The organism is Cupriavidus sp. CuC1, from assembly GCF_044627735.1.
Lineage (GTDB): Bacteria > Pseudomonadota > Gammaproteobacteria > Burkholderiales > Burkholderiaceae > Cupriavidus > Cupriavidus ulmosensis.
The window spans coordinates 1-25,195 of record NZ_JBIUHC010000025.1 but is presented as its reverse complement, the minus strand read 5'-3'; the positions used below and the strand labels follow the sequence as shown (position 1 = coordinate 25,195).

At 65.7% G+C, this 25,195-nt stretch carries 26 protein-coding genes and 1 tRNA gene; 15 read left to right on the top strand and 12 right to left on the bottom strand.

Features of this window, described 5'->3' with window-relative positions; genetic code table 11:
• The first annotated feature begins 64 nt into the window (after positions 1-64).
• The 11 genes from ACGLHR_RS13460 to ACGLHR_RS13410 all read left to right on the top strand — a co-directional run bounded on the left by ACGLHR_RS13460 (position 65) and on the right by ACGLHR_RS13410 (position 9,265).
• Entirely contained in the window at positions 65-454 is a 390-nt protein-coding gene (locus ACGLHR_RS13460) for an MbcA/ParS/Xre antitoxin family protein (protein WP_035860093.1), read from the top strand.
• Positions 414-1,166 (top strand): RES family NAD+ phosphorylase, encoded by a 753-nt coding sequence (locus ACGLHR_RS13455; protein ID WP_400094401.1) that lies wholly within the window; start codon positions 414-416, stop codon positions 1,164-1,166. Before ACGLHR_RS13460 ends, ACGLHR_RS13455 begins: the two co-directional genes overlap by 41 nt.
• Positions 1,167-1,289: 123 nt before the next feature.
• Positions 1,290-1,365 (top strand) — tRNA-Met (locus ACGLHR_RS13450).
• A gap of 203 nt (positions 1,366-1,568) precedes the next feature.
• Positions 1,569-2,153 (top strand): NUDIX hydrolase, encoded by a 585-nt coding sequence (locus tag ACGLHR_RS13445; protein WP_174422706.1) that lies wholly within the window; start codon positions 1,569-1,571, stop codon positions 2,151-2,153.
• Positions 2,154-2,181: 28 nt separating this feature from the next.
• Positions 2,182-2,922 (top strand): leucyl/phenylalanyl-tRNA--protein transferase, encoded by a 741-nt coding sequence (gene aat / locus ACGLHR_RS13440; protein WP_318232636.1) that lies wholly within the window; start codon positions 2,182-2,184, stop codon positions 2,920-2,922.
• Between the two features lie 91 nt (positions 2,923-3,013).
• On the top strand, positions 3,014-3,859 hold the full coding sequence (locus ACGLHR_RS13435) for an arginyltransferase (RefSeq protein ID WP_318232637.1): 846 nt from the start codon (positions 3,014-3,016) through the stop codon (positions 3,857-3,859).
• 109 nt (positions 3,860-3,968) lie between these two features.
• The gene (locus ACGLHR_RS13430) at positions 3,969-5,003 is read left to right on the top strand and encodes a quinone-dependent dihydroorotate dehydrogenase (protein WP_318232638.1); all 1,035 of its coding nucleotides are present in this window, start codon (positions 3,969-3,971) and stop codon (positions 5,001-5,003) included.
• A gap of 57 nt (positions 5,004-5,060) precedes the next feature.
• Entirely contained in the window at positions 5,061-6,119 is a 1,059-nt protein-coding gene (locus ACGLHR_RS13425) for an aldo/keto reductase (RefSeq protein WP_318232639.1), read from the top strand.
• A gap of 322 nt (positions 6,120-6,441) precedes the next feature.
• Positions 6,442-7,413 carry an ABC transporter substrate-binding protein gene (locus ACGLHR_RS13420; RefSeq protein ID WP_400094400.1) on the top strand — a complete coding sequence of 324 codons (972 nt, stop codon included), beginning with the start codon at positions 6,442-6,444 and terminating at the stop codon, positions 7,411-7,413.
• 159 nt (positions 7,414-7,572) lie between these two features.
• The gene (locus ACGLHR_RS13415) at positions 7,573-8,469 is read left to right on the top strand and encodes an ABC transporter permease (RefSeq protein WP_267606259.1); all 897 of its coding nucleotides are present in this window, start codon (positions 7,573-7,575) and stop codon (positions 8,467-8,469) included.
• A gap of 1 nt (position 8,470) precedes the next feature.
• The gene (locus ACGLHR_RS13410; protein ID WP_400094399.1) at positions 8,471-9,265 is read left to right on the top strand and encodes an ABC transporter ATP-binding protein; all 795 of its coding nucleotides are present in this window, start codon (positions 8,471-8,473) and stop codon (positions 9,263-9,265) included.
• 88 nt (positions 9,266-9,353) lie between these two features.
• Here ACGLHR_RS13410 and ACGLHR_RS13405 read toward each other — a convergent pair whose 3' ends face one another.
• Genes ACGLHR_RS13405 through ACGLHR_RS13395 form a run of 3 tightly spaced genes read right to left on the bottom strand, consistent with a single transcriptional unit; the run spans position 9,354 to position 11,805 of the window.
• On the bottom strand, positions 9,354-9,629 hold the full coding sequence (locus ACGLHR_RS13405; RefSeq protein ID WP_400094397.1) for a hypothetical protein: 276 nt from the start codon (positions 9,627-9,629) through the stop codon (positions 9,354-9,356).
• Positions 9,629-11,038, bottom strand: coding sequence for a LutB/LldF family L-lactate oxidation iron-sulfur protein (locus ACGLHR_RS13400; RefSeq protein WP_400094396.1), 1,410 nt, complete (start codon positions 11,036-11,038; stop codon positions 9,629-9,631). The genes ACGLHR_RS13405 and ACGLHR_RS13400 overlap by 1 nt, the downstream gene beginning before the upstream one ends.
• 41 nt (positions 11,039-11,079) lie before the next feature.
• Entirely contained in the window at positions 11,080-11,805 is a 726-nt protein-coding gene (locus tag ACGLHR_RS13395) for a (Fe-S)-binding protein (protein WP_400094394.1), read from the bottom strand.
• Between the two features lie 237 nt (positions 11,806-12,042).
• On the opposite strand from ACGLHR_RS13395, the gene ACGLHR_RS13390 reads away from it, so the two are divergent.
• From ACGLHR_RS13390 to ACGLHR_RS13380, 3 genes are all read left to right on the top strand, one after another.
• Entirely contained in the window at positions 12,043-12,828 is a 786-nt protein-coding gene (locus ACGLHR_RS13390; protein ID WP_267606254.1) for an IclR family transcriptional regulator, read from the top strand.
• Between the two features lie 159 nt (positions 12,829-12,987).
• On the top strand, positions 12,988-13,734 hold the full coding sequence (locus ACGLHR_RS13385; protein ID WP_400094392.1) for a FadR/GntR family transcriptional regulator: 747 nt from the start codon (positions 12,988-12,990) through the stop codon (positions 13,732-13,734).
• A 29-nt stretch (positions 13,735-13,763) separates the two neighbouring features.
• The gene (locus ACGLHR_RS13380; protein WP_400094391.1) at positions 13,764-15,176 is read left to right on the top strand and encodes an FAD-binding oxidoreductase; all 1,413 of its coding nucleotides are present in this window, start codon (positions 13,764-13,766) and stop codon (positions 15,174-15,176) included.
• A 91-nt stretch (positions 15,177-15,267) separates the two neighbouring features.
• Here the strand turns inward: ACGLHR_RS13380 and pbpG are convergent, their stop codons facing one another.
• From pbpG to ACGLHR_RS13355, 5 genes are all read right to left on the bottom strand, one after another.
• On the bottom strand, positions 15,268-16,410 hold the full coding sequence (pbpG, locus tag ACGLHR_RS13375; RefSeq protein WP_400094389.1) for a D-alanyl-D-alanine endopeptidase: 1,143 nt from the start codon (positions 16,408-16,410) through the stop codon (positions 15,268-15,270).
• 368 nt (positions 16,411-16,778) lie between these two features.
• Entirely contained in the window at positions 16,779-17,480 is a 702-nt protein-coding gene (locus tag ACGLHR_RS13370) for a nitroreductase (protein WP_318232646.1), read from the bottom strand.
• A 28-nt stretch (positions 17,481-17,508) separates the two neighbouring features.
• Complete coding sequence (locus ACGLHR_RS13365) at positions 17,509-17,961, bottom strand: acyl-CoA thioesterase (protein ID WP_400094388.1); 453 nt, start codon at positions 17,959-17,961, stop codon at positions 17,509-17,511.
• Positions 17,962-17,982: 21 nt separating this feature from the next.
• Positions 17,983-18,888, bottom strand: a complete 906-nt coding sequence (locus ACGLHR_RS13360) for a DMT family transporter (RefSeq protein ID WP_400094387.1) — start codon at positions 18,886-18,888, stop codon at positions 17,983-17,985.
• Positions 18,885-19,859 carry a histone deacetylase gene (locus ACGLHR_RS13355; protein WP_400094385.1) on the bottom strand — a complete coding sequence of 325 codons (975 nt, stop codon included), beginning with the start codon at positions 19,857-19,859 and terminating at the stop codon, positions 18,885-18,887. Before ACGLHR_RS13355 ends, ACGLHR_RS13360 begins: the two co-directional genes overlap by 4 nt.
• A 470-nt stretch (positions 19,860-20,329) precedes the next feature.
• Between ACGLHR_RS13355 and phaP1 the strand changes: the two genes are divergently transcribed.
• Positions 20,330-20,908, top strand: a complete 579-nt coding sequence (phaP1, locus tag ACGLHR_RS13350; RefSeq protein WP_400094383.1) for a TIGR01841 family phasin PhaP1 — start codon at positions 20,330-20,332, stop codon at positions 20,906-20,908.
• Here phaP1 and ACGLHR_RS13345 read toward each other — a convergent pair.
• The 4 genes from ACGLHR_RS13345 to aceF all read right to left on the bottom strand — a co-directional run.
• The gene (locus tag ACGLHR_RS13345; RefSeq protein WP_318232651.1) at positions 20,905-21,186 is read right to left on the bottom strand and encodes a hypothetical protein; all 282 of its coding nucleotides are present in this window, start codon (positions 21,184-21,186) and stop codon (positions 20,905-20,907) included. The genes phaP1 and ACGLHR_RS13345 overlap by 4 nt on opposite strands.
• Positions 21,187-21,269: 83 nt before the next feature.
• Positions 21,270-23,075 (bottom strand): dihydrolipoyl dehydrogenase, encoded by a 1,806-nt coding sequence (gene lpdA, locus ACGLHR_RS13340; RefSeq protein WP_400094381.1) that lies wholly within the window; start codon positions 23,073-23,075, stop codon positions 21,270-21,272.
• 14 nt (positions 23,076-23,089) lie between these two features.
• Positions 23,090-23,707: an MFS transporter gene (locus ACGLHR_RS13335; protein ID WP_400094380.1), complete on the bottom strand. Its 618-nt coding sequence runs from the start codon at positions 23,705-23,707 to the stop codon at positions 23,090-23,092.
• 106 nt (positions 23,708-23,813) lie between these two features.
• The coding region (aceF, locus tag ACGLHR_RS13330) for a dihydrolipoyllysine-residue acetyltransferase (protein ID WP_400094379.1) at positions 23,814-25,195 on the bottom strand (1,382 nt) is incomplete at its 5' end.

Genomic DNA, 25,195 nt, shown 5'->3' with positions numbered 1-25,195 from the left:
GTTTTACTGCTTCCCTTACGAAACGAACCGCCTATAATGTTTCTGAAGAAACAGGAGCGAGGCGATGCAACCCAGGCAAGTCCCCGAGCATCTTCCTGCCGGCAGTCCGGACCCCGGCACCACCCTCACCAAGGCGGTCATGCGTGCGGCCGGCTTCCTTGGCATCAGCCAGGCAGGCGTGGCCAACGTGCTGGGCATCAGCACCGCCTCCGTGTCCCGAATGGCTTCCGGGGGCTATGTGCTCGATGCGCATCGCAAGGAATGGGAGTTCGGCGTGCTGTTCGTGCGCCTGTTCCGCTCGCTCGACGCCATCCTCGGCCACAGCGACCAGGCCCGCCTCTGGCTGGCCAACGAAAACCTGGCGTTGGGCGGCAAGCCGCTCGACCTGATCCGCACAACCGAGGGCCTGGTACGTGTCGTTCACTATCTGGATGCCACCCGCGGTCGCGTCTGAGCGCAAGCCGTTTGCGCTCACGCTCTGGCGCGCGGTAGAGGCCCAGCATGTGGTATCTACCATGCCGCTGGTCGACAGCCTGGAGGAGCAAGCCGTGCTGGAAGCCGTGCTGGACGCCGGCAAGCCCGCGGTGCCCGCCGACGCACGCCACCTCCACTATCTTCTGTTCACACCCTTTCGCTACCCGCCCTCGCCCTGGGGCTCGCGCTTTCGCGCCGAGCAGGATTCTGGCGTGTTCTACGGCGCGGACGACATCCGCACCGCCTGCGCGGAGCTTGGCTACTGGCGCTGGCGCTTCCTGCTCGACAGCCCGGCGCTGCCGCGCATCGACGCCCGGCCCCACACCCTGTTCCAGGTCAGCGTGCGCACTGACGGCATCGCGCTCGACGCCCCGCCCTTTGCCGAAGACGCAGCGAAGTGGACCGATCCCGATCACTATGACGCCTGCCAGGCCCTGGCCCGCACGGCCCGGGAAGCCGGCCTCGGCATGATCCGCTACACCTCGGTACGCGACCCGGAGCACGGTGCTTGCGCCGCACTGCTGAGCCCGCGCGCCTTCGCTGAACCGCAACCACGCATCACCACCACCTGGATGCTGACCGTACGGCCGGACCGCGTCATCTGGCAACGCGACGACCTGCTGCAGCGGGACAGTTACCAGTTTGCCGCCAGCACCTGGCAGCGCAGCAAGGTCAGCCCCGGCCAGGCCTGACTGCCGGCGCGCCATTGCGGCCGCGCTCCTTATCGGGGCGAGTTCTTGCGCCCTTTACCTTTCTGGCGCAATTGGCTGTTGCACTGCGACAGGATTTACCTTATAATCTTTTTCTTCGACGGACGCGGGGTGGAGCAGTTGGCAGCTCGTCGGGCTCATAACCCGAAGGTCGCAGGTTCAAGTCCTGCCCCCGCAACCAAAGCCATGCATGACAATGCCATCGGCTGTCGAGCGCAAAACCACAACGCACAACAACGCCCTGCACGGGCGTTTTTTGTTTTGTGCGCCCAGCTCTCTACATAGGCGCGACTGCGCACGCAGACCTTCCCCAAACTAGCATCGCACCCCCGGCAGCCCCCATCGGCGGTGATACACTTTCGCCATTCCTCCCGGACGCCCCTCATGAAATTCTGCTCGAACTGCGGCCATGCGGTCGTGCTGCGCATCCCTGAAGGCGACTCGCGCCTGCGCTCAGTGTGCGACAACTGCAGCACCATCCACTACGTCAACCCGCGCAATGTGGTCGGCACCATTCCCGTGTGGGAGGACAAGGTCCTGCTGTGCAAGCGCGCCATCGAGCCGCGCTACGGCTTCTGGACGCTGCCGGCTGGCTTCATGGAAATCGGTGAGACCACCGCGCAGGGCGCCGCTCGCGAGACGCTGGAGGAAGCCGGGGCACGGGTGCAGGTTGGCGAGTTGTTCTCCATCCTGAATGTGCCGCATGTGCATCAGGTGCATATGTTCTACCTGGCGACACTGGAGGACCTGGACATCTCCGCGGGCGAGGAAAGCCTGGAGGTGAAGCTGGTCGAGGAAGCCGATGTGCCCTGGGATGAACTGGCCTTCCCCACCGTGATCCATTCGCTGCGCTGTTTCTTCGCGGATCGCGCGGCGGGACGGCTGGCCGACGGCACCTTCCGCCTGCACAGCCTGGATATCGACAAGCCGATGCGCCCGCTGACCACCCGGGCCACGGTCGAACCCTGAACACGGGCGCGTTGCCCGCACTCCCTGCATGATCACCTGGCTGGATCCGCATGATCCGTTCCCGCCGGTCGAGCGTGCGCTCGGCCCGGGCTCCGACGCGCCCGGCCTGCTTGCGGCCAGCCGCGAGTTGTCGGCCCAGCGCCTGTTGCTGGCTTACCGGCAGGGCATCTTTCCCTGGTATGCCGAAGGCCAGCCGGTGCTGTGGTGGAGCACCGACCCCCGCATGGTGCTGCCGCCGCAGGCGCTGCGCGTTTCCAGCACCTTTCGCAAGACCCTCAAGCGCGTACTGCGCGACCCGGACTGGGAAATCCGCGTCGACGACGACTTTATCGCCGTGATGCAGGCCTGCGCCGAAACCCCGCGCGATGGCCAGCATGGTACCTGGATCACAGAGGACATCATCGCCGCCTATGGTGCGTTGCACCGTAACGGCCTGGCCCATTGCGTGGAGGCCTGGTACCAGGGCGAGCGCGCGGGCGGCCTGTATGGCGTGGCGCTCGGGCGGATGTTCTACGGCGAATCGATGTTCGCGCGGCGCACCGATGCCTCCAAGATCGCCCTGGCCGCGCTGTGCGCGTTCCTCGGCAACCACGGCGTGGCGATGATAGACTGCCAGCAGGAAACCGATCACCTGGCTTCGCTCGGCGCGAGTCCCATCCCGCGTGCGGAGTTCGCGGCCCATATCCGCATTGCCACCCGCCAGCCGGATATCGTGCCGTGGGGTTTTGACAAGACGGTGCTGGAGAGATGGACGCAGGCGCAGCCATAAGGCACACGACGTCGTCCACTCGCCGCAAGGTCAGGTCGCCGCGCCATCGGCTTTCCCGCGTTGCTGTTTCATCCCTGGCCGTTGCAGACACATGAGCAAGCTAAAGGAACTACCCCTTTCCGCGCTGCAGTTCTACGCTACGGCACCCTATGCTTGCAGCTACCTCGATGGCCGCATGGCGCGCTCGCAGGTGGCCACGCCCGCCCACCTGATCAACGCCGATGTCTATTCGCGGCTGGTGCGCGCGGGCTTCCGGCGCAGCGGCATCTTTACCTACCGTCCCTATTGCGATGAATGCCACGCCTGCACGCCATGCCGCGTGGTGGTGGACCAGTTCCGCCCGGACCGCAGCCAGCGCCGGGCCTGGCGCCAGCACGGCAAACTGCAGGCCCTGGTGGCGCCGCTGACCTACGTCGAAGAGCACTATGCGCTCTACCTGCTGTACCAGTCAATGCGCCACGCCGGCGGCGGCATGGACCAGGACAGCCGCGACCAGTACGAGCAATTCCTGCTGCAAAGCCGGGTCAACTCGCGGCTGGTCGAATTCCGCGAGCCGCCGGGCTCGCCCGAGGCCGGCCGGCTGCGCATGGTCAGCATGATCGACGTGCTCGACGATGGCTTGTCCTCGGTCTACACCTTCTACGATCCGCTGGAGGTGCACGCCAGCTACGGCACCTACAACATCCTGTGGCAGATCCAGCAGGCCCGCGAGCTCGCCTTGCCGCACCTGTACCTGGGCTACTGGATCGCCGATAGCCGCAAGATGGCCTACAAGGCACGCTACCGGCCGCTGCAAGTGCTGACGGCGAATCAGTGGCGCGCGTTCGACGCGGCGCCGGCGTCGCTCCGGGATGCGGCGCCCACCGTGGCATCGCCCACCGCCGTGCCCGTCATTCCGCCGCAGCCCGGCGAGCAAGCCCCGGAAAACAGCCTGTAGCGGAGTAGCGGACAGCCTGCGCAAGTCATGCCCGCGCCAGCGGCGCCATACCCGATCCGGCCCAACCGTTACAATGCCGCCTTGGTCCCGACTTCCAAGCTGATTCCCTGTGCTGAACGCGCTCTACCCCCTGTTTCGCCCCGCCCTGTTCTCGATGGATGCGGAGGACGCTCACCATTTCACCCTCAACAACCTGCTCCGCGCCAAGCGCATGGGGCTGGCGGGCTGCATCGGCAATACCATCGCCGACGACCCGCGCACGGTGATGGGCGTGCGCTTCCCCAACCCGGTTGGCCTGGCCGCCGGGCTCGACAAGGATGGCGCGTACATCGACGGGCTGGCCGCCTTCGGCTTCGGTTTTATCGAGGTGGGCACCGTGACGCCGCGCCCGCAGGCGGGCAACCCGCGTCCGCGCATGTTCCGCCTGCCGCAGGCGGATGCGCTGATCAACCGCATGGGCTTCAACAACGGCGGCGTGGATGCCTTTGTCGCCAATGTGAACGCGTCGCGCTGGAAAGCCGAAGGCGGCGTGCTGGGCCTGAATATCGGCAAGAACGCCGATACGCCGATCGAGCGCGCGGTGGATGATTACCTGCACTGCCTGGAACGGGTCTACCCGCACGCCAGCTACGTCACCGTGAATATCTCGTCGCCGAACACCAAGAACCTGCGCCAGCTGCAGGGCGCCAGCGAGCTCGACCACCTGCTCTCCACGCTCAAGGATGCGCAGCAGCGCCTGGCCGACAAGTACAAGCGCTACGTGCCGCTCGCGCTCAAGATCGCGCCGGATCTCGATGCCGACCAGATCGGCAATATCGGTGACGCGCTGGTCCGCCACCGCATCGACGGCGTGATCGCCACCAACACCACCATTGCCCGCGACGCGGTCAAGGGCCTGCCGCATGGCGAGGAAGCCGGCGGCCTGTCGGGCCGGCCGGTGTTCGAGTCGTCCACGCGCGTGGTCAAGAGCCTGCGCGCGGTGGTTGGGGACGCGGTGCCCATCGTGGGCGTCGGCGGCATCTTCAGCGGCGCCGATGCGCAAGCCAAGATCGCGGCCGGCGCGCAGCTGGTTCAGGTGTACAGCGGGCTGATCTACCGCGGCCCGGTGCTGGTCAAGGAATGCGCTGCTGCGCTGCGCGCCTGACGGTTCCGAACCGAACCCGTTTTCGCGCCTTATCACACCAGCCTCACAAGGATAGCCATGGAAACCACCCGTCTTGGCCGCAGCGACCTGCAGGTCTCGCGCATCTGCCTCGGCACCATGACCTTCGGCGAGCAGAACACCGAAGCCGAAGGCCATAGCCAGCTCGACTACGCGGTGTCGCGCGGCATCAACTTCATCGACACCGCCGAGATGTATCCGGTCAAGCCGCGTGCCGAAACCTATGGCAGCACCGAGCGCATTGTCGGCACCTGGCTCAAGCGCCAGCAGCGTGAGCGCATCGTGCTGGCCACCAAGGTGGCCGGCCCGGCGCGCATGCCGTGGATCCGCAATGGCGGCGACCTGACCCCGGACAGCATCCGCACGGCGGTGGACGCTTCGCTGTCCCGCTTGCAGACCGATTACATCGACCTGTACCAGATCCACTGGCCCGCTCGCAACGCGCCCATCTTCGGGCAGAAGCAGTTCGATCCGGCCAATGAGCGCGAGTGCGCCTCCATCCAGGCGCAGCTCGAAGCCATGGGCGAACTGGTGCGCGCAGGCAAGATCCGCTATGTCGGCGTATCCAACGAAACGCCGTGGGGCGTGACCGAGTTCGTCAAGCAGGCGGAGCTGCACGGCCTGCCGCGCATCGCCACCATCCAGAACCCGTACAACCTGCTCAACCGCAGCTTCGAGCAGGGCCTGGACGAGGCCTGCTTCCGCACCGACACAAGCCTGCTGGTCTACAGCCCGCTGGCCTTTGGCCAGCTCACCGGCAAGTACCTCGGTGGCGACCTCGCCCACCCGGTGTTCAACGCGCAAGCCAAGGGCCGCCTGACGCGCTTCCCGCCCGACTGGAGCCCGCGCTACCTGCGCCCGGAGAGCCTGGCCGCGGCCGCCCGCTATGTGACGCTGGCGCGCGAGCATGGCCTCTCCCCGGCTACGCTGGCGCTGGCCTGGAGCTACTCGCGCTGGTTCGCCGCGAGCACCATCATCGGCGCCACCTCGCTGGAACAATTGCGCGAGAACATCGATGCATGGCAAACGCCGCTGCCCGAGGCGGCGACCGCAGCCGTTGCCCGCATCCACGCCGAAATCCACAACCCCGCGCAGTAACGTTTCCGCGTTCCAGGCACCTGCCAGGTGCACCGTCCGGAGCCGCCCACAGCGTGCTCCGGGCTTGCCGTTTGCCCCCACTGAGGCACTAGAACAGGGCAAGACAGGGCAAATTTCGCCTCGAAAATGGTATCCTCGCAGGCTTATCGCCGTCGTATCCGCTGTACAAGAGCGTCCTCCAGCCTGCCGCCTGGTGTATCGCCCACGCAACGGACCGACCGGCCGGCGCGGCGCGCCGCCGGGCAGGACGGCGGACCAGTTCTTATCGAGAACGAAACGTGGCCCATCACCCAGAACCCATATCCGGGGGAGATTAAATACTATGAAGTGTCTCAAGACATCGACCAAGACCATCCTCGGCAGCGCCATCGCCCTCGCGCTGCTGTACGGCGGCGCCGTGCAGGCCCAGACCGTCAAGGTGCTCTCGATCGTCGACCACCCCGCGCTGGACGCCATCCGCGATGGCGTGCGCGACGAGCTGAAGACCGCCGGCTTTGACGCCGACAAGAACCTGAAGTGGGAATACCAGAGCGCGCAGGGCAATACCGGCACGGCCGCGCAGATCGCCCGCAAGTTCGTCGGCGACCAGCCCAATGTAATCGTGGCCATCGCCACGCCGTCGGCCCAGGCCGTGGTGGCCGCCACCAAGTCGGTGCCGGTGGTGTATTCCGGCGTGACCGACCCGGTCGCCGCCCAGCTGGTCAAGAGCTGGAGCGCAACCGGCACCAACGTGACCGGCGTCTCCGACAAGCTGCCGCTGGACCGCCAGGTTGCCCTGATCAAGCGCGTCGTGCCCAAGGCCAAGACCGTCGGCATGGTCTACAACCCGGGTGAAGCCAACTCGGTGGTGGTGGTCAAGGAACTGAAGACGCTGCTGGCCAAGGAAGGCATGACGCTGAAGGAAGCCGCCGCACCGCGCACGGTCGACATCGGCGCCGCCGCCAAGAGCCTGATCGGCAAGGTCGACGTGATCTACACCAACACCGACAACAACGTGGTGTCGGCGTATGAAGCGCTGGTCAAGGTGGCCAACGAGTCGAAGATCCCGCTGGTGGCTTCCGATACCGATAGCGTGAAGCGCGGCGCCATTGCAGCGCTGGGCATCAACTACGGCGACCTCGGCCACCAGACCGGCAAGGTGGTAGTGCGTATCCTGAAGGGCGAGAAGCCCGGCGCGATCGCGTCCGAGACCAGCGACAAGCTGGAGCTGTTCGTGAACACCAGCGCGGCCGAGAAGCAAGGCGTGACGCTCTCGCCCGAGCTGGTCAAGGAAGCGAAGACCGTCATCAAGTAATGGCGGCACGCTGACCCTGCGCGTTCGCGCGCAGGCGGCTCTATGGCTCTATCCGGGCCCGCCCCCGGAACGCCTGCGCCGCGCCGCCCGACCCGGGCAGCGCGCCAGGCGTTTCTGATTCGGCCTCCCGTGCCGGACACAAGCAACTGGATTTCCCCCATGTCCCTCTTTTCCCTTATGGGCGCCCTGGAGATCGGCCTGATCTTCAGCCTCGTCGCCCTGGGGGTGCTGATCTCCTTCCGCATCCTCAACTTTCCCGATCTCACCGTCGACGGCAGCTTCCCGCTGGGCGGCGCTGTGGCGGCCACGCTGATCGCTTCCGGCCAGGACCCCTTCGTCGCCACCGCGCTGGCGATCGTGGCGGGCGCCTTTGCCGGTTTCATCACCGGCTGGCTCAATGTGCGCCTCAAGATCATGGATCTGCTGGCCAGTATCCTGATGATGATCGCGCTGTACTCGGTCAACCTGCGCATCATGGGCAAGCCCAATGTGCCGCTGATCACCGAGTCCACCATCTTCACCATCCTGCAGCCCGACTGGCTGCCCGACTACCTGCTGCGCCCCGCGCTGCTGCTGATCGTGGTGGTCGTGGCCAAGCTCGGCCTGGACTGGTTCTTCTCCTCGCAGCTCGGCCTGGCCATGCGCGCCACTGGCGCCAACCCACGCATGGCGCGCTCCCAGGGCATCGCCACCGGCCGCGCCACGCTGGCCGGCATGGCACTGTCCAACGGCCTGGTAGCGCTTGCGGGCGCATTGTTCGCGCAGACCCAGGGCGGCTCCGATATCTCCATGGGCATCGGCACCATCGTGATCGGCCTGGCCGCGGTGATCATCGGCGAGAGCATCCTGCCGGCCCGCCGGCTGGTGTACACCACGCTGGCCGTGGTGCTGGGCGCCATCCTCTACCGCTTCTTCATTGCACTGGCGCTCAACAGCGAGTTCATCGGCCTCAAGGCGCAAGACCTGAACCTGGTCACCGCCGTGCTGGTGACCGGCGCCCTGGTGCTGCCGGGAACCCGCAAGAAGCTGTTCGGCCGCAAGAACGGAGGTGCCTGAGATGCTGCGCGCACAAGACCTGAAACTCACCTTCAATCCCGGCACCCCGATCGAGACGCGCGCGCTGCGCGGCCTCAGCCTGGATATCCCGACGGGCCAGTTCGTTGCCGTGATCGGCTCCAACGGCGCCGGTAAATCCACCTTCCTCAATGCCATCAGCGGCGACCAGATGGTGGACACCGGCCGCATCACGATCGACGACGTCGACGTCACGCGCAAGCCGGCCTGGGACCGCGCCCCGCTGGTGGCGCGCGTCTTCCAGGACCCGATGGCGGGCACCTGCGAGGCGCTGACGATTGAGGAAAACATGGCGCTGGCCATGGCGCGCGGCAGCCGCCGGGGCTTTCGCGCGGCGCTGAACAAGCCCTCGCGCGAGCTGTTCCGCGACAAGCTGCGGCTGCTCAACCTCGGCCTGGAAAACCGCCTGACCGATCGTATCGGCCTGCTCTCTGGCGGGCAGCGCCAGGCCGTGAGCCTGCTGATGGCCTCGCTGCAGCCCTCGCGCATCCTGCTGCTGGACGAGCACACCGCCGCGCTCGACCCGAAGACGGCTGCCTTCGTGCTGGAACTGACCGCCAAGATCGTGGCAGACGCCAAGCTCACCACGATGATGGTCACGCACAGCATGCGCCAGGCGCTGGACTACGGGCAGCGCACGGTGATGCTGCACCAGGGCCAGGTTGTGCTGGACGTATCGGGAGAGCAGCGCGCGGGGCTGGACGTGCCGGACCTGCTGCGCATGTTCGAGCAAACGCGCCATGAGCAACTGGATGATGACGCCCTGCTGCTGGGCTGAGCCACTCGCATAGCCACGTCCGTGCAAAAAGGCCCCCGCTCATCAGCGGGGGCCTTTTACATTGGGGTGGGCGTTTGCGTGGCAGCGCTCAGGCAGTGGCCGCCTTGTCCAGCCAGCGCTTGAGCTGGTCGGTAACGGCCGTGCTCGAGAACGAGCAGCTGTCCTGCGCGAATACCGCCGCCATCTCCAGCCGGCGCAGCAGCTCTTCCATCGCCTGCCCGAACATCGGCGGCAGCACCAGGCCGGGGGCGGCCTCGCGCCAGCTGCGCACCAGGCCATCGGCTGCGAGCTGGCCGCCGATATGTTGTTCGAGCGCGGCGCGCATGGTTGCCAGCGCCGGCGCATTGCTTGTCGTCGTAGCCATCAACGGGCCCTCCTTTCTTTGTAAAGCTCACGGAACGTGCGTCCGCTCGGTGCCGGCAGGTCGCGGGTTTCGGTCCAGCCGCGGCCGGCCATCGGCAGGCTGGCAATCAGCTTGCTGCTGCCGCCCATGCGCGAGAGCAAGCGCGCGCCGATGCGGGTCGCGAAGGCGTACAGCCCCGGCCGGCGCGCCACGTAGCCCCACACTTGCAGCCCAAGCCGCTCCTGCCAGGGACGCAGGCCGCGTTCCATCTGCTTCTCGCGCAGCTTGCGCAGCAGGTCCGACAGCGGGATCGACGCCGGGCACACGCGGTTGCATTCTCCGCACAGCGTGGCGGCCTGCGGCAAGTCCAGCGCATTGGCCAGGCCCACGTAGCTCGGCGTCAGCACGCTGCCCATCGGGCCCGGGTAGACCCAGCCGTAGGCGTGGCCGCCGATCTTCTGGTACACGGGGCAATGGTTCATGCAGGCACCACAGCGGATGCAGCGCAGCATGTCCTGGAAGTCTCCGCCGATCAGGCCGCTGCGCCCGCCATCGACCAGCACGAAATACATATGCTCGGGGCCATCGCGCTCGCCCTCGGCGCGCGGGCCGGTCAGCAGCGAGAAGTAATTCGAGATGGCCTGGCCGGTGGCCGAGCGCGGCAGCAGCCGCATCACGGTTGCCAGGTCTTCCAGTGTGGGCAACACCTTTTCGATGCCGGTCACCGCCACATGCACGCGTGGCATCACGGTGCACATGCCCTCGTTGCCCTCATTGGTCACCACCGCCACCGAGCCAGTCTCGGCAATGATGAAGTTGCCGCCGGTCACGCCCATGTCGGCGGACAGGAATTCCGGGCGCAGCACTTCGCGCGCCTCGCGCGTCATCGCGGGGATATCGGTCAGGCGCGGTTTGTGGTGCACGCGGGCGAACAGGTCGGCGATCTCCTCCTTGTCCTTGTGCACCACCGGGGCAATGATGTGCGACGGCGGCTCGGCATCGTTGATCTGCAGGATGTATTCACCCAGATCCGTCTCGATGCTCTGCACGCCCATCTCGCCCAGCACCTGGTTCAGGCGCATTTCCTCGGTCACCATCGACTTGCTCTTGATGACCTTCTTGACGCCATGCTTGCGCGCGATCTCCGCCACCAGCCGCGCGGCATCGGCCGTGGTCTCGGCGAACAGCACGGTGGCGCCGCGGCGCGTGGCGTTTTCCTCGAAGGTGGCGAGCCAGACGTCGAGGTTTTGCAGCGCGCGGTCGCGGCGCTCCTTGAGCGCCTCGCGGGTGGCATCGAAATCGATGTCGCGGATGGCGTCGGCGCGCGCCGTGACGAACTTGGTGGAGAGCTTCTTGAGGTTCTGCTGCAGGCGCTGGTCGGCCAGCTTCTGGCCCGCGCGCGCCTTGAACTCCATGCTGCGAACTTGCATAGCGGGGATCTCGCTAAGGGTTGTTTTTCGGCTGGCCGGGATCAGGCATCGCCGGCAAGCACTTGCGCGATATGCAGCACCTGCGTGCGCGTGTCGCCGGTCCTGCGCAAGCGCCCTTCGATATTGAGCATGCAGCCGAGATCGCCCAGCACCACGGCATCAGCACTACTGGCCTTGATGTTGGCGCACTTCTCATCGACGATGGCCGTGGAGATATTGCCGTATTTGACCGAGAAGGTGCCACCGAATCCGCAGCAAGCCTCGCAGTCCTTCATCTCGCTCAATTGCACGCCAGGCAATTGCGCCAGGAGGGCGCGCGGCTGGCTCTTGACGCCCAGTTCACGCAAGCCGGAGCAAGAGTCATGGTAGGTAATGCGGCCCGCGAACCTTGAGTCGAACTCGTCCAGCTTGGCCACGTTGACCAGGAAATCGGTCAGCTCGAACACACGCGAGCGCAGGCCTTCATAGCGGCCATTCAACTCGGGATCGTCGCCGAGCAGATCCGCATAGTGATGCAGCACCATGCCACCGCAGGATCCGGACGGAATCACCACGTAGTCGAACATCTCGAACTCGCGTAGGAATTTCTCCGCCAGGTCGCGCGATGCCGTGCGCTCGCCCGAGTTGTAGGCCGGTTGCCCGCAACAGGTCTGGGCCTCGGGCACCATCACCTCAAAGCCAGCCTTCTCCAGCAACTTGAGCACCGAGAAGCCGATTTCCGGACGCATGAGGTCCACCAGGCAGGTGGCGAACAGACCAACTCGCATTGTTTCCCTTTTCCAGACCCCGAAACCCCGCAATTATGCGCCCTTGCGCACCGGCCAGCATACAAAAGCGTTCACGGCTGGGGTGAATTCGCCGCATTTTTACATGCATTTTTCGCCACATTCGCCATCGGCATCATCCGAAGATTCTTTCGGTAATGGCATTTCACCTATTGAAATTTTCACAATGCGAGATAGAATCAGGCAACCGCTTAATTTGCCGCACGGCAACATTTCCCCATGGCAGAAGCAGACAAAGCCCCCGGCAAGACATCCATCCAGGTCATCGAACGCATGATGACCTTGCTGGATGCGCTCGCCCAGCATGCTGATCCGGTCAGCCTCAAGGAACTGTCGCTGACCACCGGCCTGCACCCTTCCACCGCGCACCGCATCCTCAACGACATGGTGGCCTGCCGCTTCGTCGACCGCTCCGATCCTGGCAGCTACCGGCTTGGCATGCGGCTGCTGGAGCTCGGCAACCTGGTCAAGGCCCGGCTGTCGGTACGCGACGCGGCGCTGGCGCCGATGCGGGCGCTGCACCGCGTGACGGGCCAGACCGTGAACCTGTCGGTACGCCAGGGGGATGAGATCGTCTACATCGAGCGCGCTTATAGCGAGCGCTCCGGCATGCAGGTGGTGCGCGCCATTGGCGGCCGCGCGCCGCTGCACCTGACCTCGGTGGGCAAGCTGTTCCTGGCGGCCGATGAAGTGGCGCGGGTGCGCAACTACGCCACCCGCACCGGGCTGGCGGGACACACCCGCACCTCGATCACCGACCTGATCAAGCTGGAGCGCGAGCTCAACTGGGTACGCACCAACGGCTATGCGCGCGACAACGAAGAGCTGGAACTCGGCGTGCGTTGCATCGCCGCCGGCATCTACGACGACTCGCGCCGCCTGGTGGCCGGATTGTCGCTCTCGGCCCCGGCCGATCGCCTGCAGGACAGCTGGCTGCAGAACCTGAAGGAAACCGCGCTGCAGATCTCGCGCGGCATGGGCTACGCGGCCGACGTCGCAGCCTGAGCACGGCGGGGTGAGCGGCGCGGGGGGCCCACGCGCCCTTCCCGCCGAATCTTTGTTTCGCCCGCTCCCTCTTTCCTTTCCCCCGCGCAGTGCCTCAATCGCAGACCGAGCGTATACCCTTAGTTTTCAGATAACCTGAATAGTTATATCCTGCTGGGCATGCGGACCAAAGCCATTACCCTCACCGAACAGGTGACCCAGCAGTTGCGCGCCGAGATCGCCGGCGGCACCTATCCCGTCGGCGCCCGGCTGCCGACGGGCAAACAGCTTGCCGAGCAGTATGGCGTCAGCCCGGCCGTCATCCGCGAGGTGACCGAGCACCTGCGCTCCCAGGGCCTGGTCGAAAGCCGCCAAGGCGTGGGCAGCACGGTGCGCTCGCGCGTGGGCAACGCCGGCTTCCAGCTGCCGCAGGAGATCGGCATCGATCGCGACGAGCTGGCCAGCATCTACGAGCTGCGGCTCGATCTCGAAAGCGCCGCCGCCGCGCTCGCGGCACTGCGGCGCACCGCGCAGGATGTCGCCGGCATGCAGGCGCTGCTGGACCGGCTCGCGGCGCAATTGCACGACCCGCACCGCAGCGTCGAGGCGGACACCGCCTTCCATGTGGCAATTGCCACCGCCACCCACAACAAGTACTACCTGCAACTGCTGCAGTACCTGAACCTGCAACTGCACCAGGCCGTGCACGTGGCGCGGCTCAATACCCGCCAGCAGGATGGCCTGTCCGAACAGGTCCATCAGGAACACCTGGCCATCTTCCACGCGATCCGCGCCGGCGACCCCGAACAAGCGCGCGCTGCGGCGGTGGCGCACCTGCGCGGCGCCGCGGGGCGGCTGGGCCTGCAGCTGGCAGCGCGCGGCGAGTCCGTCGCCAGCGGCCAAGACCCCTCTCATTCCGCGGCCTGAGCCGCATTGCTTCTCCGGATAGACCCACCATGCAAAACTCAGATTTCCTGCCCCGCCTGATCGAAGCGCTCGGCCCCGACGTGGTTGCCACCGAGCCCGACCAGGTTGCGCCGTGGCTCGCCGACTGGCGCGGCCTTTACCGTGGCAATGCACAGGCCGTGGTGCGCCCGCGCTCGGTGGACGAGGTGGCGCGCTGCCTGGCCCTGTGCCAGCAGGCCGCGGTCCCGGTGGTGCCGCGTGGTGGCAACACCGGGTTGTGCGGCGGCGCCGCGCCGGACAGCAGCCCCGCCAACGTGGTGCTGAGCATGGACCGCATGAATGCGATCCGCTCCATCGACACCATCGCCAACACGCTGGTCGCCGAAGCGGGCTGCATCCTGGGCAACCTGCGGCGCGCCGCGCAGGAGGCGCATCGCCTGCTGCCGCTCAGCCTGGCGGCCGAGGACTCCTGCCAGATCGGTGGCAATCTCGCGACCAACGCGGGCGGCGTCAATGTGGTGCGCTACGGCATGACCCGCGAGCTTGTTCTGGGCGTGGAAGCCGTGCTGCCCAACGGGGAGATCTTTCACGGGCTGCGCGCCTTGCGCAAGGACAATACCGGCTATGACCTCAAGCAGTTGCTGATCGGCTCCGAAGGTACGCTGGGCGTCATCACGGCCGCAGCGCTGCGCCTGTTCCCGCGCACCGACGCGCGCTCGGTGGTACTGGCGGCAGTGGCTTCCCCGCTGCAAGCGCTGGAGCTATTCGAGCTGCTGTTCGCACAGTGCGGCGCGCGCCTGCAAGCCTTCGAGTTCTTCACCGGCGATTGCGTCGACCTCGTGCTCAAGCACGCGCAAGGCGTGCAGGAGCCCTTCGGCCAACGCTATCCCGCCTATGTGCTGGTGGAACTGGCCGACACCACCGACGAAGCCGCCCTCAACGTGCTGCTGGAGCGCGTGATCGGCGAGGCGCTGGAGCGCGAGCTGTGCCTGGACGCCGCCGTCTCGGCTTCGCTGTCACAGCTGCAGGGCCTGTGGAAGCTGCGCGAGGAGATCTCCGAGGCGCAGCGCGCCGACGGGCCGCACCTGAAGCACGATGTGTCACTGCCGATCGAGCAGATCCCGGCCTTCATGGCCTCGATGGAGACGCGCCTCAAGGCCATCAGCCCCAGCATCCGTCCGTTTATCTTCGGGCATTTCGGCGACGGCAACCTGCACTACAACCTGTCGCGACCCGCGGGCGTGCAGCACGACTGGACGGCGCAGCATGGCAAGGCGCTGACGGCCGCAGTGCTGGAGGAGGTGGCGCGCTACGGTGGCAGCATCAGCGCCGAGCATGGCATCGGCCAGCTCAAGCGCGATGATTTCCTGCGCCTCAAGGACCCGCTGGAGCTGCGCATGATGCAAGGCATCAAGAAGTTGCTGGATCCGGCCGGCATCATGAATCCGGGCAAGCTGCTCTAAGCGCACCGCCCTCGCCGCAAAGAAAAACGCGCCGGCGACGGCGCGTTTTTCATGACTTCAAGCAGGAGACCGGATCACTCCGGCACCCCCATCAGATGCCGCGAGGCTGCTGAGCGGTCAGGATCGCCTGAGGGGTTGGGCTGCCAAGCCCCTGCGTCAGGTTTGGGGACGTGGGAAAAGGGCGGCCCGGCCCCGTCTGCACGTGTTCCAGCCAGTCCTTGACGCGGTTGGCATCGGCGAAGCGGGACAGCTTGCCAACGGAATCCAGGAACACCATCACCACATTGCGGCCATTCACGCGTGCCTGCATCACCAGGCACTGGCCAGCCTCGGAGATAAAGCCCGTCTTTTGCAGGCCGATCTCCCAGTTGCCGCCACGAACCAGGCGATTGGTGCTGACGTAATGCTGGGTGCGGCCAAGCACATTGACCTCATGCTCGGTCTGCGTCGAAAACTCGCGGATGGTGGGGTTGCGGTACGCCGCATTGACCATGCGCACAAGGTCCATCGCACTCGAGACATTGCTGCTCGACAAGCCGTTCGAATCGACGAAATGGCTGTCGTTCATGCCGAGCTCGCGCGCCTTGCGGTTCATGGCCTGCACAAAGGCCGGCAGGCCGCCCGGGTAGCTGCGGCCCAGCACCGATGCCGCACGATTCTCCGAGGACATCAGTGCCAGCAGCAGCGCCTCCTGGCGCGTGAGCTGCGCGCCAAAGCGCAGGCGCGAACTGCTGTGCTTCTCGGTGTCGCGGTCTTCCTCGGTGATGGTGAGCACCTCATCCATCGGCTGGCGCGCGTCCATCACCACCAGGGCGGTCATCAGCTTGGTGATCGAGGCGATCGGCAGCACCGCGGCGGCGTTCTTCTGGAACAGCACTTCGTTGGAATTCTGGTCCATCACCAGTGCCACGCTGGAGCGCAGCGCGAGCGCGTCCTCCGTGTCACGCAGGCCGAGCGCCTCGCCCAGCGAGGGCTTGGCGGGAATGAACGCCGCGCGAACCGGTGCCGCCTGGCGCTGCGCCACCACGGTGCGCTTGCCGTTTTTCAGTACCACGACCTTGCGCGTCGTGGCGCGCTCAGCCTTGCCGCTCGTCGCGGCCTGCTTGGATTTTGCGGATTTAGAGGAAGAACTTGCCGATTTTTTCTCGGACTTGGTGACTTTTGCCGATTTTTTGCTGGTTTTTGCGGTGTCCGACGTTTTCGTCGCGGCATCGGCCACAGGGGCGGCCAGCATGGAAACGGTCAACAGCACGGAGGCCGCAACCGAAGTAAGAGGGGTAGAGCCGAAGAATCGCAAAAATAGGGGGGAATCAGACCGGAACATGATTCATTCAGCGCGCAACTTGGATTGCGCCAGTTTAGGAAAAAAAGAAATTGTTAGCAAGATTAAAGACTTACGGAGCCTCTTTAAAGTTCGATTTGCAAACAATTCCACATTACGGAAAATGCGGGGCACGCATCACATCGCACGTGCAGTAAGACCGACGTCGACTGTGGTAATTCCACAGCGTTTCATCTTTCTCGCCCGCCCGTCGGGATGACCCGGGCCAACAGACAACAGGCGGCGACAGCACAAAGCGCGCCCCCGCCGCCGACAACTTCTTAAGATAAGAAACGCGCGAACCCGCTTACCGGTTCACGTTCCGTACTAAGGGTATTCTCTATGGCGGCGGGGTCGGCATGGCCCAGCGCCATGCCGCAGACCACCATTTCATCCTCCGGCAGGCGCAAGTGATTGGCGATGACCGCGTGGAACTGGGTGAACGCCGCCTGCGGGCAGGTATCCAGCCCGCGAGCCCGCGCCGCCACCATGATGCTCTGCAGGAACATGCCGTAGTCGAGCCAGCTGCCCTGCTCCAGGATGCGGTCGATGGTGAAGATCATGCCCACCGGCGCGCCAAAGAAGGTGAAGTTGCGCGAGTGCTGCGCATGCATGCGCGCCTTGTCCTCGCGGCTGATCTGCAGCAGGCTGTAGAGGTCCCAGCCCACCTTGCGGCGGCGGTCGATGTACGGCGTCACCCACTCGCGCGGATAGTAGGGATACTCCTCGCGATATTTGCTGTCGCGCTGCGGATCGTCGTACGCGGCCAGCACCTCGGCCGACAGCTTCACCTTGGCGTCGCCCGTCAGCACATAGACCCGCCACGGCTGGGCGTTGGTGCCCGACGGGGCCCGGCTGGCCACCGCCAGGATCTCATTGACCACGTCGCGCGGCACCGGCGTATCGAGAAACGCGCGCACCGAGCGGCGCGTGATGATGGCTTGGTCGACCAGGGTGGTGTCCCGTTTCTGCTGCGAATCCATGGCTCTCAACTCCTTTGCGCGGGCCGGCTCATGCGTGGGCGCCCGCCGGCTCGCACACCAGGGCCTGCAGCGCGTCGCGCAGCGCGGGCGGCAACGGCACCGGGCGGCGCGTGGCCCGATCCACGTAGACATGGACAAAATGGCCCTGCGCCGCGGCCACGTCTTCGTCGTTGCGGAACAAGCCCACTTCGTAGCGCACGCTCGAATTGCCCAGCCGCGCCACGCGCAGCCCGGCCACCACGGTATCGGGAAAGCTCAGCGCGGCAAAATAATTGCATTGTGTCTCGATCACCAGCCCGATGGTGTCGCCGGACGCGATATCCAGCACACCCTCCCGAATCAGGTAGGTGTTCACCACGGTATCGAAATAACTGTAGTAGATGACGTTGTTGACATGGCCATAGACGTCGTTATCCATCCAGCGCGTGGTGATGGGCTGGAAATGACAGTAAGCGCTGCGGGTATCGGCGGTCGGGTTCATCGAAAGTGGAATCAGGGAAAATTAGCGGCGGATCACCAGTGCAACACCGCTTGCGGCCAGGGCCATGCCAAGCGCGGCCAGCGGCGGGAATCGCTCGCCGAACAGCAGCCACGCCATGGCGGCGGTGGTCGGCGGAGTGAGATACATCAGGCTGGATACCTTGGTGGCCGCGCCTTGGCGGATCAGCAGGAACAGCAGCGAGATGGCGCCGATGGACAGCGCGACCACGGACCAGGCGAGCGCGCCGACCATCTCGGCATTCCATTCGACGTGACGGGTTTCGGTCAGGAACATGAACGGCAGGCAGGCCAGCGCCGCCGCGGCAAACTGGATCACCGAGCCCATGCGCAGGTCGAATATCGGGCAATAGCGCTTCTGATACAGCGTGCCGAAGGTGATCGAGAACAAGGCGCCCAGCGCCAGCAGCAGGCTTGGCGCGGACAACCCGCTGGCCGACAGCTTGTTGGCCACCACCAGGCCCACGCCGACGATGCCAAGCAGCAACCCCAGCCACTGGCGCCTGCCGATGGTCTCGCCCATGCGCGAAGCCGCCAGCGCGGTCAGGATCGGCTGCATGCCGACAATCAGGGCGGAGACGCCCGCCGGCATGCCGAGCTTGACCGCTGCCCACACGCCGCCAAGGTAGCCCGCCTGCAGGAACAGCCCTGCCAGCGCGATGTGCCCGACCATGCGCCAGTCGGTCGCCCCGGCGCGCTGCGGCAGCGGGACGCGCGCCATGAGCACGAAGGGCACCATCAACACCAGCACGCCGACAAAGCGCAGGAACAGGAAGGTCATCGGCTCGGCGTGCGGCATGCCGTACTTGGCCACGATAAACCCGGTGCTCCAGATCACCACGAACAGCCACGGCATGCCGGCCATCCACAAGGTGCCGCGTGCCGCGTGAGCCTGGCTGGTTGCACTCATCGCGGTGCCATCTCCTTGTTGCCGGTGGACAGGATCGTGCCTGCCACGGCGGCGTCCGGCTTTTCGCGCCGGGCGTAGCGATCGTGATATTGGGCCGCGAGTGCGATGGTCTGCGCATGCACCGCGACGGTGTCCTCGATCTGGTTGCCATAGCCGCCGGCCATCGCCACGGCAACGGGCAGTCCGCGCGCCAGGGCCGCGTCGAACACCAGCCGGTCGCGCCGGGCCAGCCCGGCCAGTGTGAGTTTCAGGCGCCCAAGCCGGTCGCCCTCATGCGGATCGGCCCCTGCCAGGTAAATGATGAGGTCGGGAGCGAAACGCGCGAACAGCGTATCGAGTGCGCCCTGCAGCGCTTGGGCGTAAGCCGCATCGTCGCAGCCATCGGGCAGGCCCACATCGAGATCGCTGGCCTCCTTGCGAAAGGGATAGTTCTTCTCGCCATGCAGGGACAGCGTAAAGACGAAGGGGTCGTCACGCAGGATGGAGGCGGTACCGTTGCCCTGGTGCACGTCGAGGTCGACTACGGCCACGCGCTCCACCTGGCCGTCGCGGCGCAGTTGGCGCGCGGCGATGGCCGCGTCGTTGAAGACACAGAAGCCGCCGCCCTTGTCGGCATAGGCATGATGCGTGCCGCCCGCCAGGTTGACCGAGATGCCCTCGCGCAGGGCGACGCGGCAGGCCTCGATGGTGGCACCGGCGGAGCGCCGCGACCGCTCGACCATGGCGTCCGACCACGGAAAGCCGATCTCGCGCTGGCGCGCCGGGTCCAGTTCGCCCCGAGAGACGCTGGCGACATATTCAGGCGTGTGCGCCAGCAGCAAGGCATCGTCCCCGGCCCGCGGCGCCTCGACCAGCGCCAGCCCTGGCACGTCGCGCTCGACCGTCTCCCTCAACATGCTGTACTTGCGCATCGGGAAACGGTGGCCCTCGGGCAGGGGCAGAACAAAATGATCGGCGTAAAAAGCGAGCATGAGGGCAAACGTAGGCGGGCTGGCTGACCGGCGGCGGCCGGTCGCGGCAACCGGGCCGCGGTGCATCGGCCGGTAGGTTGCGCCCTTGGGCAGCAGCGATTCGGGCAGACCGCGATGGTAGCACTGTGCCGGCGCCAGGGTGCGCCGTCCCGGCCTTCCCTCCTCCCCTCCAGGTGCGTGCCGTGGCGCACCTGCCGACGCTACGCAGCCAAAATGTGACACCGTACCGACTTCAACAACAGTTATTTGTGCAATGCACAAGAAGCCCTTGACACCGATTTTCTTTTCCCTACAATTGGAATTGTTGCGGCGCACCATCGATTTTGCAGAGCAAGTGAGGCGCGCCGATAACCCCCCAAACGCCTGGGGCTGGCTGACGAAAAAACGGCTTTAATCGTTACTTCGTCATGGCTTTGACATCTGGGCGGCCTAATTTTGCATGACCTTGAACTTCATCATTGGAGACCAGCATGAGCTTCACCCCGGAACAAGTCGCCGCAGCGCAAAAAGCCAACCTCGAAACCCTGGTCGGCCTGACCACCAAAGCCTTCGAAGGCATTGAGAAGCTGGTCGAGCTGAACCTGCAAGTGGTCAAGGCCACGTTCGCTGAAAACGTGGACAACGCCAAGAAGGCCCTCTCGGCCAAGGATGCCCAGGAATTCCTGGCCCTCCAGAGCTCGCTGGTCCAGCCCGTTGCCGAAAAGGCCCTGGCCTATAGCCGCCACGTGTACGAAATCGCCTCGGAAACCCAGGCTGAATTCACCAAGGTCGCCGAAGCCCAACTGGCCGAGAACTCGAAGAAGGTGCAAACCCTGGTCGAGAACCTCGCCAAGAACGCCCCGGCCGGCTCCGAGTCGACCGTTGCCATCGTGAAGTCCGCGATCAGCGCCGCCAACAACGCTTACGAGTCGGTCCAGAAGGCCACCAAGCAAGCTGTTGAAATCGCTGAAACCAACTTCCAGGCAGCCGCCAGCGCCGCCACCAAGGCCGCCCAGCAAGCCAGCGCCACGGCTCGCACCGCGACCAAGAAGACCACCACCGCCGCCTAATCCGCGACGGCAGGAAACGGACCGGCTTCGGCCGGTTCGTTGGCAAAGCGCGCGTGGCTTGGCCAGCGCATTTTGCCAACGAAGGCAGCATGGAAGGCAATCGAGCCGCCCTGCCCTCCTACTGTGTCTCCTCGGTATCTGGTTTCCATGTATTCCAATATCGATTCATTCCCGGCCATGCGCCGGGATTTTTTTGCCCGCCACACAAGGAAACCACGACGCGCGCTCGCCTTCTGCAAGCCGGCCTTGATCGGCGCAGCCGCAAGCGTACGCTGCAAAAAGCTTGGCGGTTAATTGCAAATCCAACCGTAAAAAGGCCCGCCGTGCGGCGGGCCCCAATGATATCGCTAACGTCTGGTGCTTAACGCTTGCGCGGCGGCGGTACGTCGGTGCACACGCCTTCGTAGATCTCGGCAGCCATGCCGATGGATTCGCCCAGCGTCGGGTGCGGATGGATCGTCTTGCCGATATCCACCGCATCGGCGCCCATCTCGACCGCCAGGCAGACTTCGCTGATCAGGTCGCCGGCATGGGTGCCAACGATGCCACCGCCGATGATGCGATGCGTTTCCTCGTCGAAGATCAGCTTGGTGAAACCCTCGTCGCGGCCATTGGCAATGGCGCGGCCGGAAGCAGCCCACGGGAACACGCTCTTGCTGTACTTGATGCCCTGCTCCTTGCACTGGTCCTCGGTCAGGCCCGCCCAGGCCACTTCCGGGTCGGTGAAGGCCACCGACGGAATCTGCTTGGCATCGAAGTAGGCCTTCTCGCCGTGCGCGGCCTCGGCCGCCACGTGCGCCTCATGCACAGCCTTGTGCGCCAGCATGGGCTGGCCAATGATGTCGCCGATGGCAAAGATATGCGGCACGTTGGTGCGCATCTGCTTGTCGACCTCGATGAAGCCGCGATCCGTTACCGCCACGCCCGCCTTCTCCGCGCCGATGCGCTTGCCGTTGGGTGCACGGCCCACCGACACCAGCACCAGGTCATAGCGTTCCGGCTCGGCCGGCGCCTGCTCGCCTTCGAACCTGACGTAGATGCCGTCCGGCTTCGCTTCCACGCCGACGGTCTTGGTCTTGAGCATGACCTTGCCGAAGCGCAGCTTGTTCATCTTGTCCCAGACCTTGACCAGGTCGCGGTCGGCGCCCTGCATCAGGCCATCGAGCATTTCCACCACGTCGATGTTGGCGCCCAGCGTGCTGTACACCGTGGCCATTTCCAGCCCGATGATGCCACCGCCGATGACCAGCATCTTGTTGGGCACTTCCGGCAGTTCCAGCGCGCCGGTGGAGTCGACGATGCGCGGGTCCTCGGGGATGAACGGCAGCTTGACCGCCTGGCTGCCAGCGGCGATCACTGCCTTCTCGAAGCGGATCACCGTCTTCTTGCCGGTGGTCTGCTTGGCATCGCCTTCGGTCTCCTGCACCTCCAGGTGGTGCGGGTCGAGGAAGGTGCCGACGCCGCGCACGACCTGCACCTTGCGCGCCTTGGCCATGCCGGCCAGGCCGCCGGTCAGCTTGCCGACCACGGTGTCCTTGTAGTGGCGCAGGCCGTCGAGGTCGATCTTGGCTTCGCCGAACAGGATGCCGTGGGCCGCCAGGGCCTTGGCCTCGTCGATCACGGCGGCGTTGTGCAGCAGCGCCTTGGACGGGATGCAGCCGACGTTCAGGCAGACCCCGCCGAGCGTGCCGTAGCGCTCGACCAGCACGGTGTTCATGCCCAGATCAGCGCTGCGGAACGCGGCCGAGTAGCCGCCGGGACCGGCGCCGAGCACCAGCATGTCGCAGGTAATGTCCGCGCTGCCCGAATGCGTGGCGGCCGCGGGCGCCGATGCCGGAGCGGCCGCAGGCGCGGGAGCGGATGCCTGCGCAGGGGCGGGCGCAGGGGCCGGGGCAGCGGCCGGCTTGGCCGCGGCTTCGGTCTCCAGCGTGCAGATCACGGCGCCCTTGGCGACCTTGTCGCCCACCTTGATGCGCACCTCCACCACCTTGCCGGCGGCGGACGACGGCACATCCATGCTGGCCTTGTCCGACTCGAGCACGATCAGCGACTGCTCCTGCTCGACCGTATCGCCAGCCTTGACCAGCACCTCGATGACTTCCACCGCGTCGAAATCGCCGATATCCGGCACCTGGACTTCGATCACACTCATGTTTTTGCTCCTCAAGAACGCGCCCCGCTTCAGATGCGGGCCGCGCCATCGTTATTGGTTGCTCCGTCGCCAGCCATGGCGCCCAGCTGCACCACCTGCACCTCGACCGGGCCTGCCGAACTCTTGTCGAACTCCACCCCTGCATCCACCCCGATCCGCGCAATCTCGCCGGCAGCGAGGCCCGGCTGGTCGTAGACCGCGTGCATGGCGCCCAGCGCGTAGTTGCGCCCCGAGCCAATGCCCCAGAAACGATCGAACGAGAAGACTTCGCGGTACGAATACACGCCGAAGATGCCCGCCGGATTGGCGATCAGGCATACGATCTGCGAGGACTCGTAAGGATCGTCCTCGTCTTCCTTGGTGTTGATGAAATACTCGTTCTTGAGTTTTTCATGCACCTTGAGGAAGGTCCGGAAGACGTCATCGCGCGAGCCCAGCCGGCAATCCTCGCCCAGTCCGGCCAGCAGGCTGCGCATGACCGGGAAGTGCGCGGTGGTACCGGCGAGCGCCACGAAGCTGTCACCCACCGGGAACACCTTCTGGTTGCGCTCGTAAGCACGCGTGAGCCGGGTGTCGCCGAACGTCACCAGCGCGTCGGCGGCAATCGCCACCTCGCCGGCCTTCTTGACGACAACGCAGGTAGTCATGGGCTCGCTTCCTGTTTTCCAGTGTTCCTGGTTTGCCGACGGCAGGTTGCAGACATTGCTGGCAAAGGCGCGCACGGCCGCGAGGCCATGCGCGCCCTCACCCGCCTTACAGCAGGATGCGGCGGAAATCGGCCAGCAGCTGACCGAAATAGGTATTGAAGCGAGCCGCTTCCGCACCGTCGATGACGCGGTGATCCCACGACAGCGACAGCGGCAGCGTCAGGCGCGGCACGAACTGCTTACCATCCCACACCGGCTTCTGGTACGACTTGCACACGCCCATGATGGCCACTTCCGGCGCGTTGATGATCGGTGTGAAATACGTGCCACCGATGCCGCCCAGCGAGGAGATCGAGAAGCAGCCGCCTTGCATCTGGTCCGGCTTGAGCTTGCCGTCGCGCGCCAGCTTGGCCAGCTCGTTCATTTCCTGGCCGATCTCGATCACGCCCTTCTTGTCGGCGTTCTTGATCACCGGCACAACCAGGCCGTTCGGCGTGTCAGCGGCAAAACCGATGTTGAAATACTGCTTCAGCACCAGGTTCTCGCCATCGAGCGAGGCGTTGAAATTCGGGAATTTCTTGAGCGCGGCGACGGCAGCCTTGATCATGAAGGCCAGCATGGTGACCTTGACGCCTTGCTTCTCGTATTCCTTGTTGAGCTGCACGCGGAAGGCTTCCAGCTCGGTGATGTCGGCCTCGTCGTGATTGGTGACGTGGGGAATCATCACCCAGTTGCGATGCAGGTTCGCACCCGAGAGCTTCTTGATGCGCGACAGCGGCTTGCTTTCGACCTCGCCAAAGCGGGTGAAATCCACCTTCGGCCACGGCAGCAGGTTCAGCTCGCCACCACCGGCCGGGGCAGCGGCTGCCTTTGCCGGGGCTGCGGTATAACCGCTCATCACGCCCTTGACGTAGGCTTGCACGTCGTCCTGGGTGATCCGCCCCTTGGGGCCGGTGCCCGGCACGCGCGAGACGTCCACGCCCAGTTCGCGCGCGAACTTGCGCACGGAGGGGCTGGCGTGGGCAGCGGTGCCGGTCACGCCGGCAGCCGGAGCAGCAGCAGCGGGCGCGGCCGCGGGGGCCGGTGCCGGTGCGCTGGCTGCGGGAGCAGGAGCGGGAGCTGCCGCGGCCGGGGCTGCAGCAGCAGGCGCGCTGGCCGGCGCACCGGCTGCGCCTTCGAGAATCAGGATCAGCGTGCCTTCGGAGACGTTGTCGCCGACCTTGATCCGGACTTCCTTGACCACGCCGGCGGCCGGCGACGGCACGTCCATGGTGGCCTTGTCGGATTCCAGCGTCACCAGCGCATCTTCGGCGTTGATGGTGTCGCCCGGCTTGACGTGGACTTCGATCACGGGGACCGAGTCGTAGTCGCCGATGTCCGGCACCTTGACCTCGACCGGGCCGGCGGCAGCGGCCGGCGCGGGAGCGCTGGCGGCAGCCGGAGCCGGCGTCGGAGCCGGCGCGGGTGCCGGCGCGGCGGCGGCGGCAT

Bases quoted from the DNA above. Each gene is read 5' to 3' on its own strand.
- ACGLHR_RS13460 (WP_035860093.1), top strand. From the start codon at position 65: ATGCAACCCAGGCAAGTCCCCGAGCATCTTCCTGCCGGCAGTCCGGAC.
- ACGLHR_RS13445 (WP_174422706.1), top strand. From the start codon at position 1,569: ATGAAATTCTGCTCGAACTGCGGCCATGCGGTCGTGCTGCGCATCCCT.
- aat (WP_318232636.1), top strand. From the start codon at position 2,182: ATGATCACCTGGCTGGATCCGCATGATCCGTTCCCGCCGGTCGAGCGT.
- ACGLHR_RS13435 (WP_318232637.1), top strand. From the start codon at position 3,014: ATGAGCAAGCTAAAGGAACTACCCCTTTCCGCGCTGCAGTTCTACGCT.
- ACGLHR_RS13425 (WP_318232639.1), top strand. From the start codon at position 5,061: ATGGAAACCACCCGTCTTGGCCGCAGCGACCTGCAGGTCTCGCGCATC.
- ACGLHR_RS13420 (WP_400094400.1), top strand. From the start codon at position 6,442: ATGAAGTGTCTCAAGACATCGACCAAGACCATCCTCGGCAGCGCCATC.
- ACGLHR_RS13415 (WP_267606259.1), top strand. From the start codon at position 7,573: ATGTCCCTCTTTTCCCTTATGGGCGCCCTGGAGATCGGCCTGATCTTC.
- ACGLHR_RS13410 (WP_400094399.1), top strand. From the start codon at position 8,471: ATGCTGCGCGCACAAGACCTGAAACTCACCTTCAATCCCGGCACCCCG.
- ACGLHR_RS13405 (WP_400094397.1), bottom strand. From the start codon at position 9,629: ATGGCTACGACGACAAGCAATGCGCCGGCGCTGGCAACCATGCGCGCC.
- ACGLHR_RS13400 (WP_400094396.1), bottom strand. From the start codon at position 11,038: ATGCAAGTTCGCAGCATGGAGTTCAAGGCGCGCGCGGGCCAGAAGCTG.
- ACGLHR_RS13395 (WP_400094394.1), bottom strand. From the start codon at position 11,805: ATGCGAGTTGGTCTGTTCGCCACCTGCCTGGTGGACCTCATGCGTCCG.
- ACGLHR_RS13390 (WP_267606254.1), top strand. From the start codon at position 12,043: ATGGCAGAAGCAGACAAAGCCCCCGGCAAGACATCCATCCAGGTCATC.
- ACGLHR_RS13385 (WP_400094392.1), top strand. From the start codon at position 12,988: ATGCGGACCAAAGCCATTACCCTCACCGAACAGGTGACCCAGCAGTTG.
- ACGLHR_RS13380 (WP_400094391.1), top strand. From the start codon at position 13,764: ATGCAAAACTCAGATTTCCTGCCCCGCCTGATCGAAGCGCTCGGCCCC.
- pbpG (WP_400094389.1), bottom strand. From the start codon at position 16,410: ATGCTGGCCGCCCCTGTGGCCGATGCCGCGACGAAAACGTCGGACACC.
- ACGLHR_RS13370 (WP_318232646.1), bottom strand. From the start codon at position 17,480: ATGGATTCGCAGCAGAAACGGGACACCACCCTGGTCGACCAAGCCATC.
- ACGLHR_RS13365 (WP_400094388.1), bottom strand. From the start codon at position 17,961: ATGAACCCGACCGCCGATACCCGCAGCGCTTACTGTCATTTCCAGCCC.
- ACGLHR_RS13360 (WP_400094387.1), bottom strand. From the start codon at position 18,888: ATGAGTGCAACCAGCCAGGCTCACGCGGCACGCGGCACCTTGTGGATG.
- ACGLHR_RS13355 (WP_400094385.1), bottom strand. From the start codon at position 19,859: ATGCTCGCTTTTTACGCCGATCATTTTGTTCTGCCCCTGCCCGAGGGC.
- phaP1 (WP_400094383.1), top strand. From the start codon at position 20,330: ATGAGCTTCACCCCGGAACAAGTCGCCGCAGCGCAAAAAGCCAACCTC.
- ACGLHR_RS13335 (WP_400094380.1), bottom strand. From the start codon at position 23,707: ATGACTACCTGCGTTGTCGTCAAGAAGGCCGGCGAGGTGGCGATTGCC.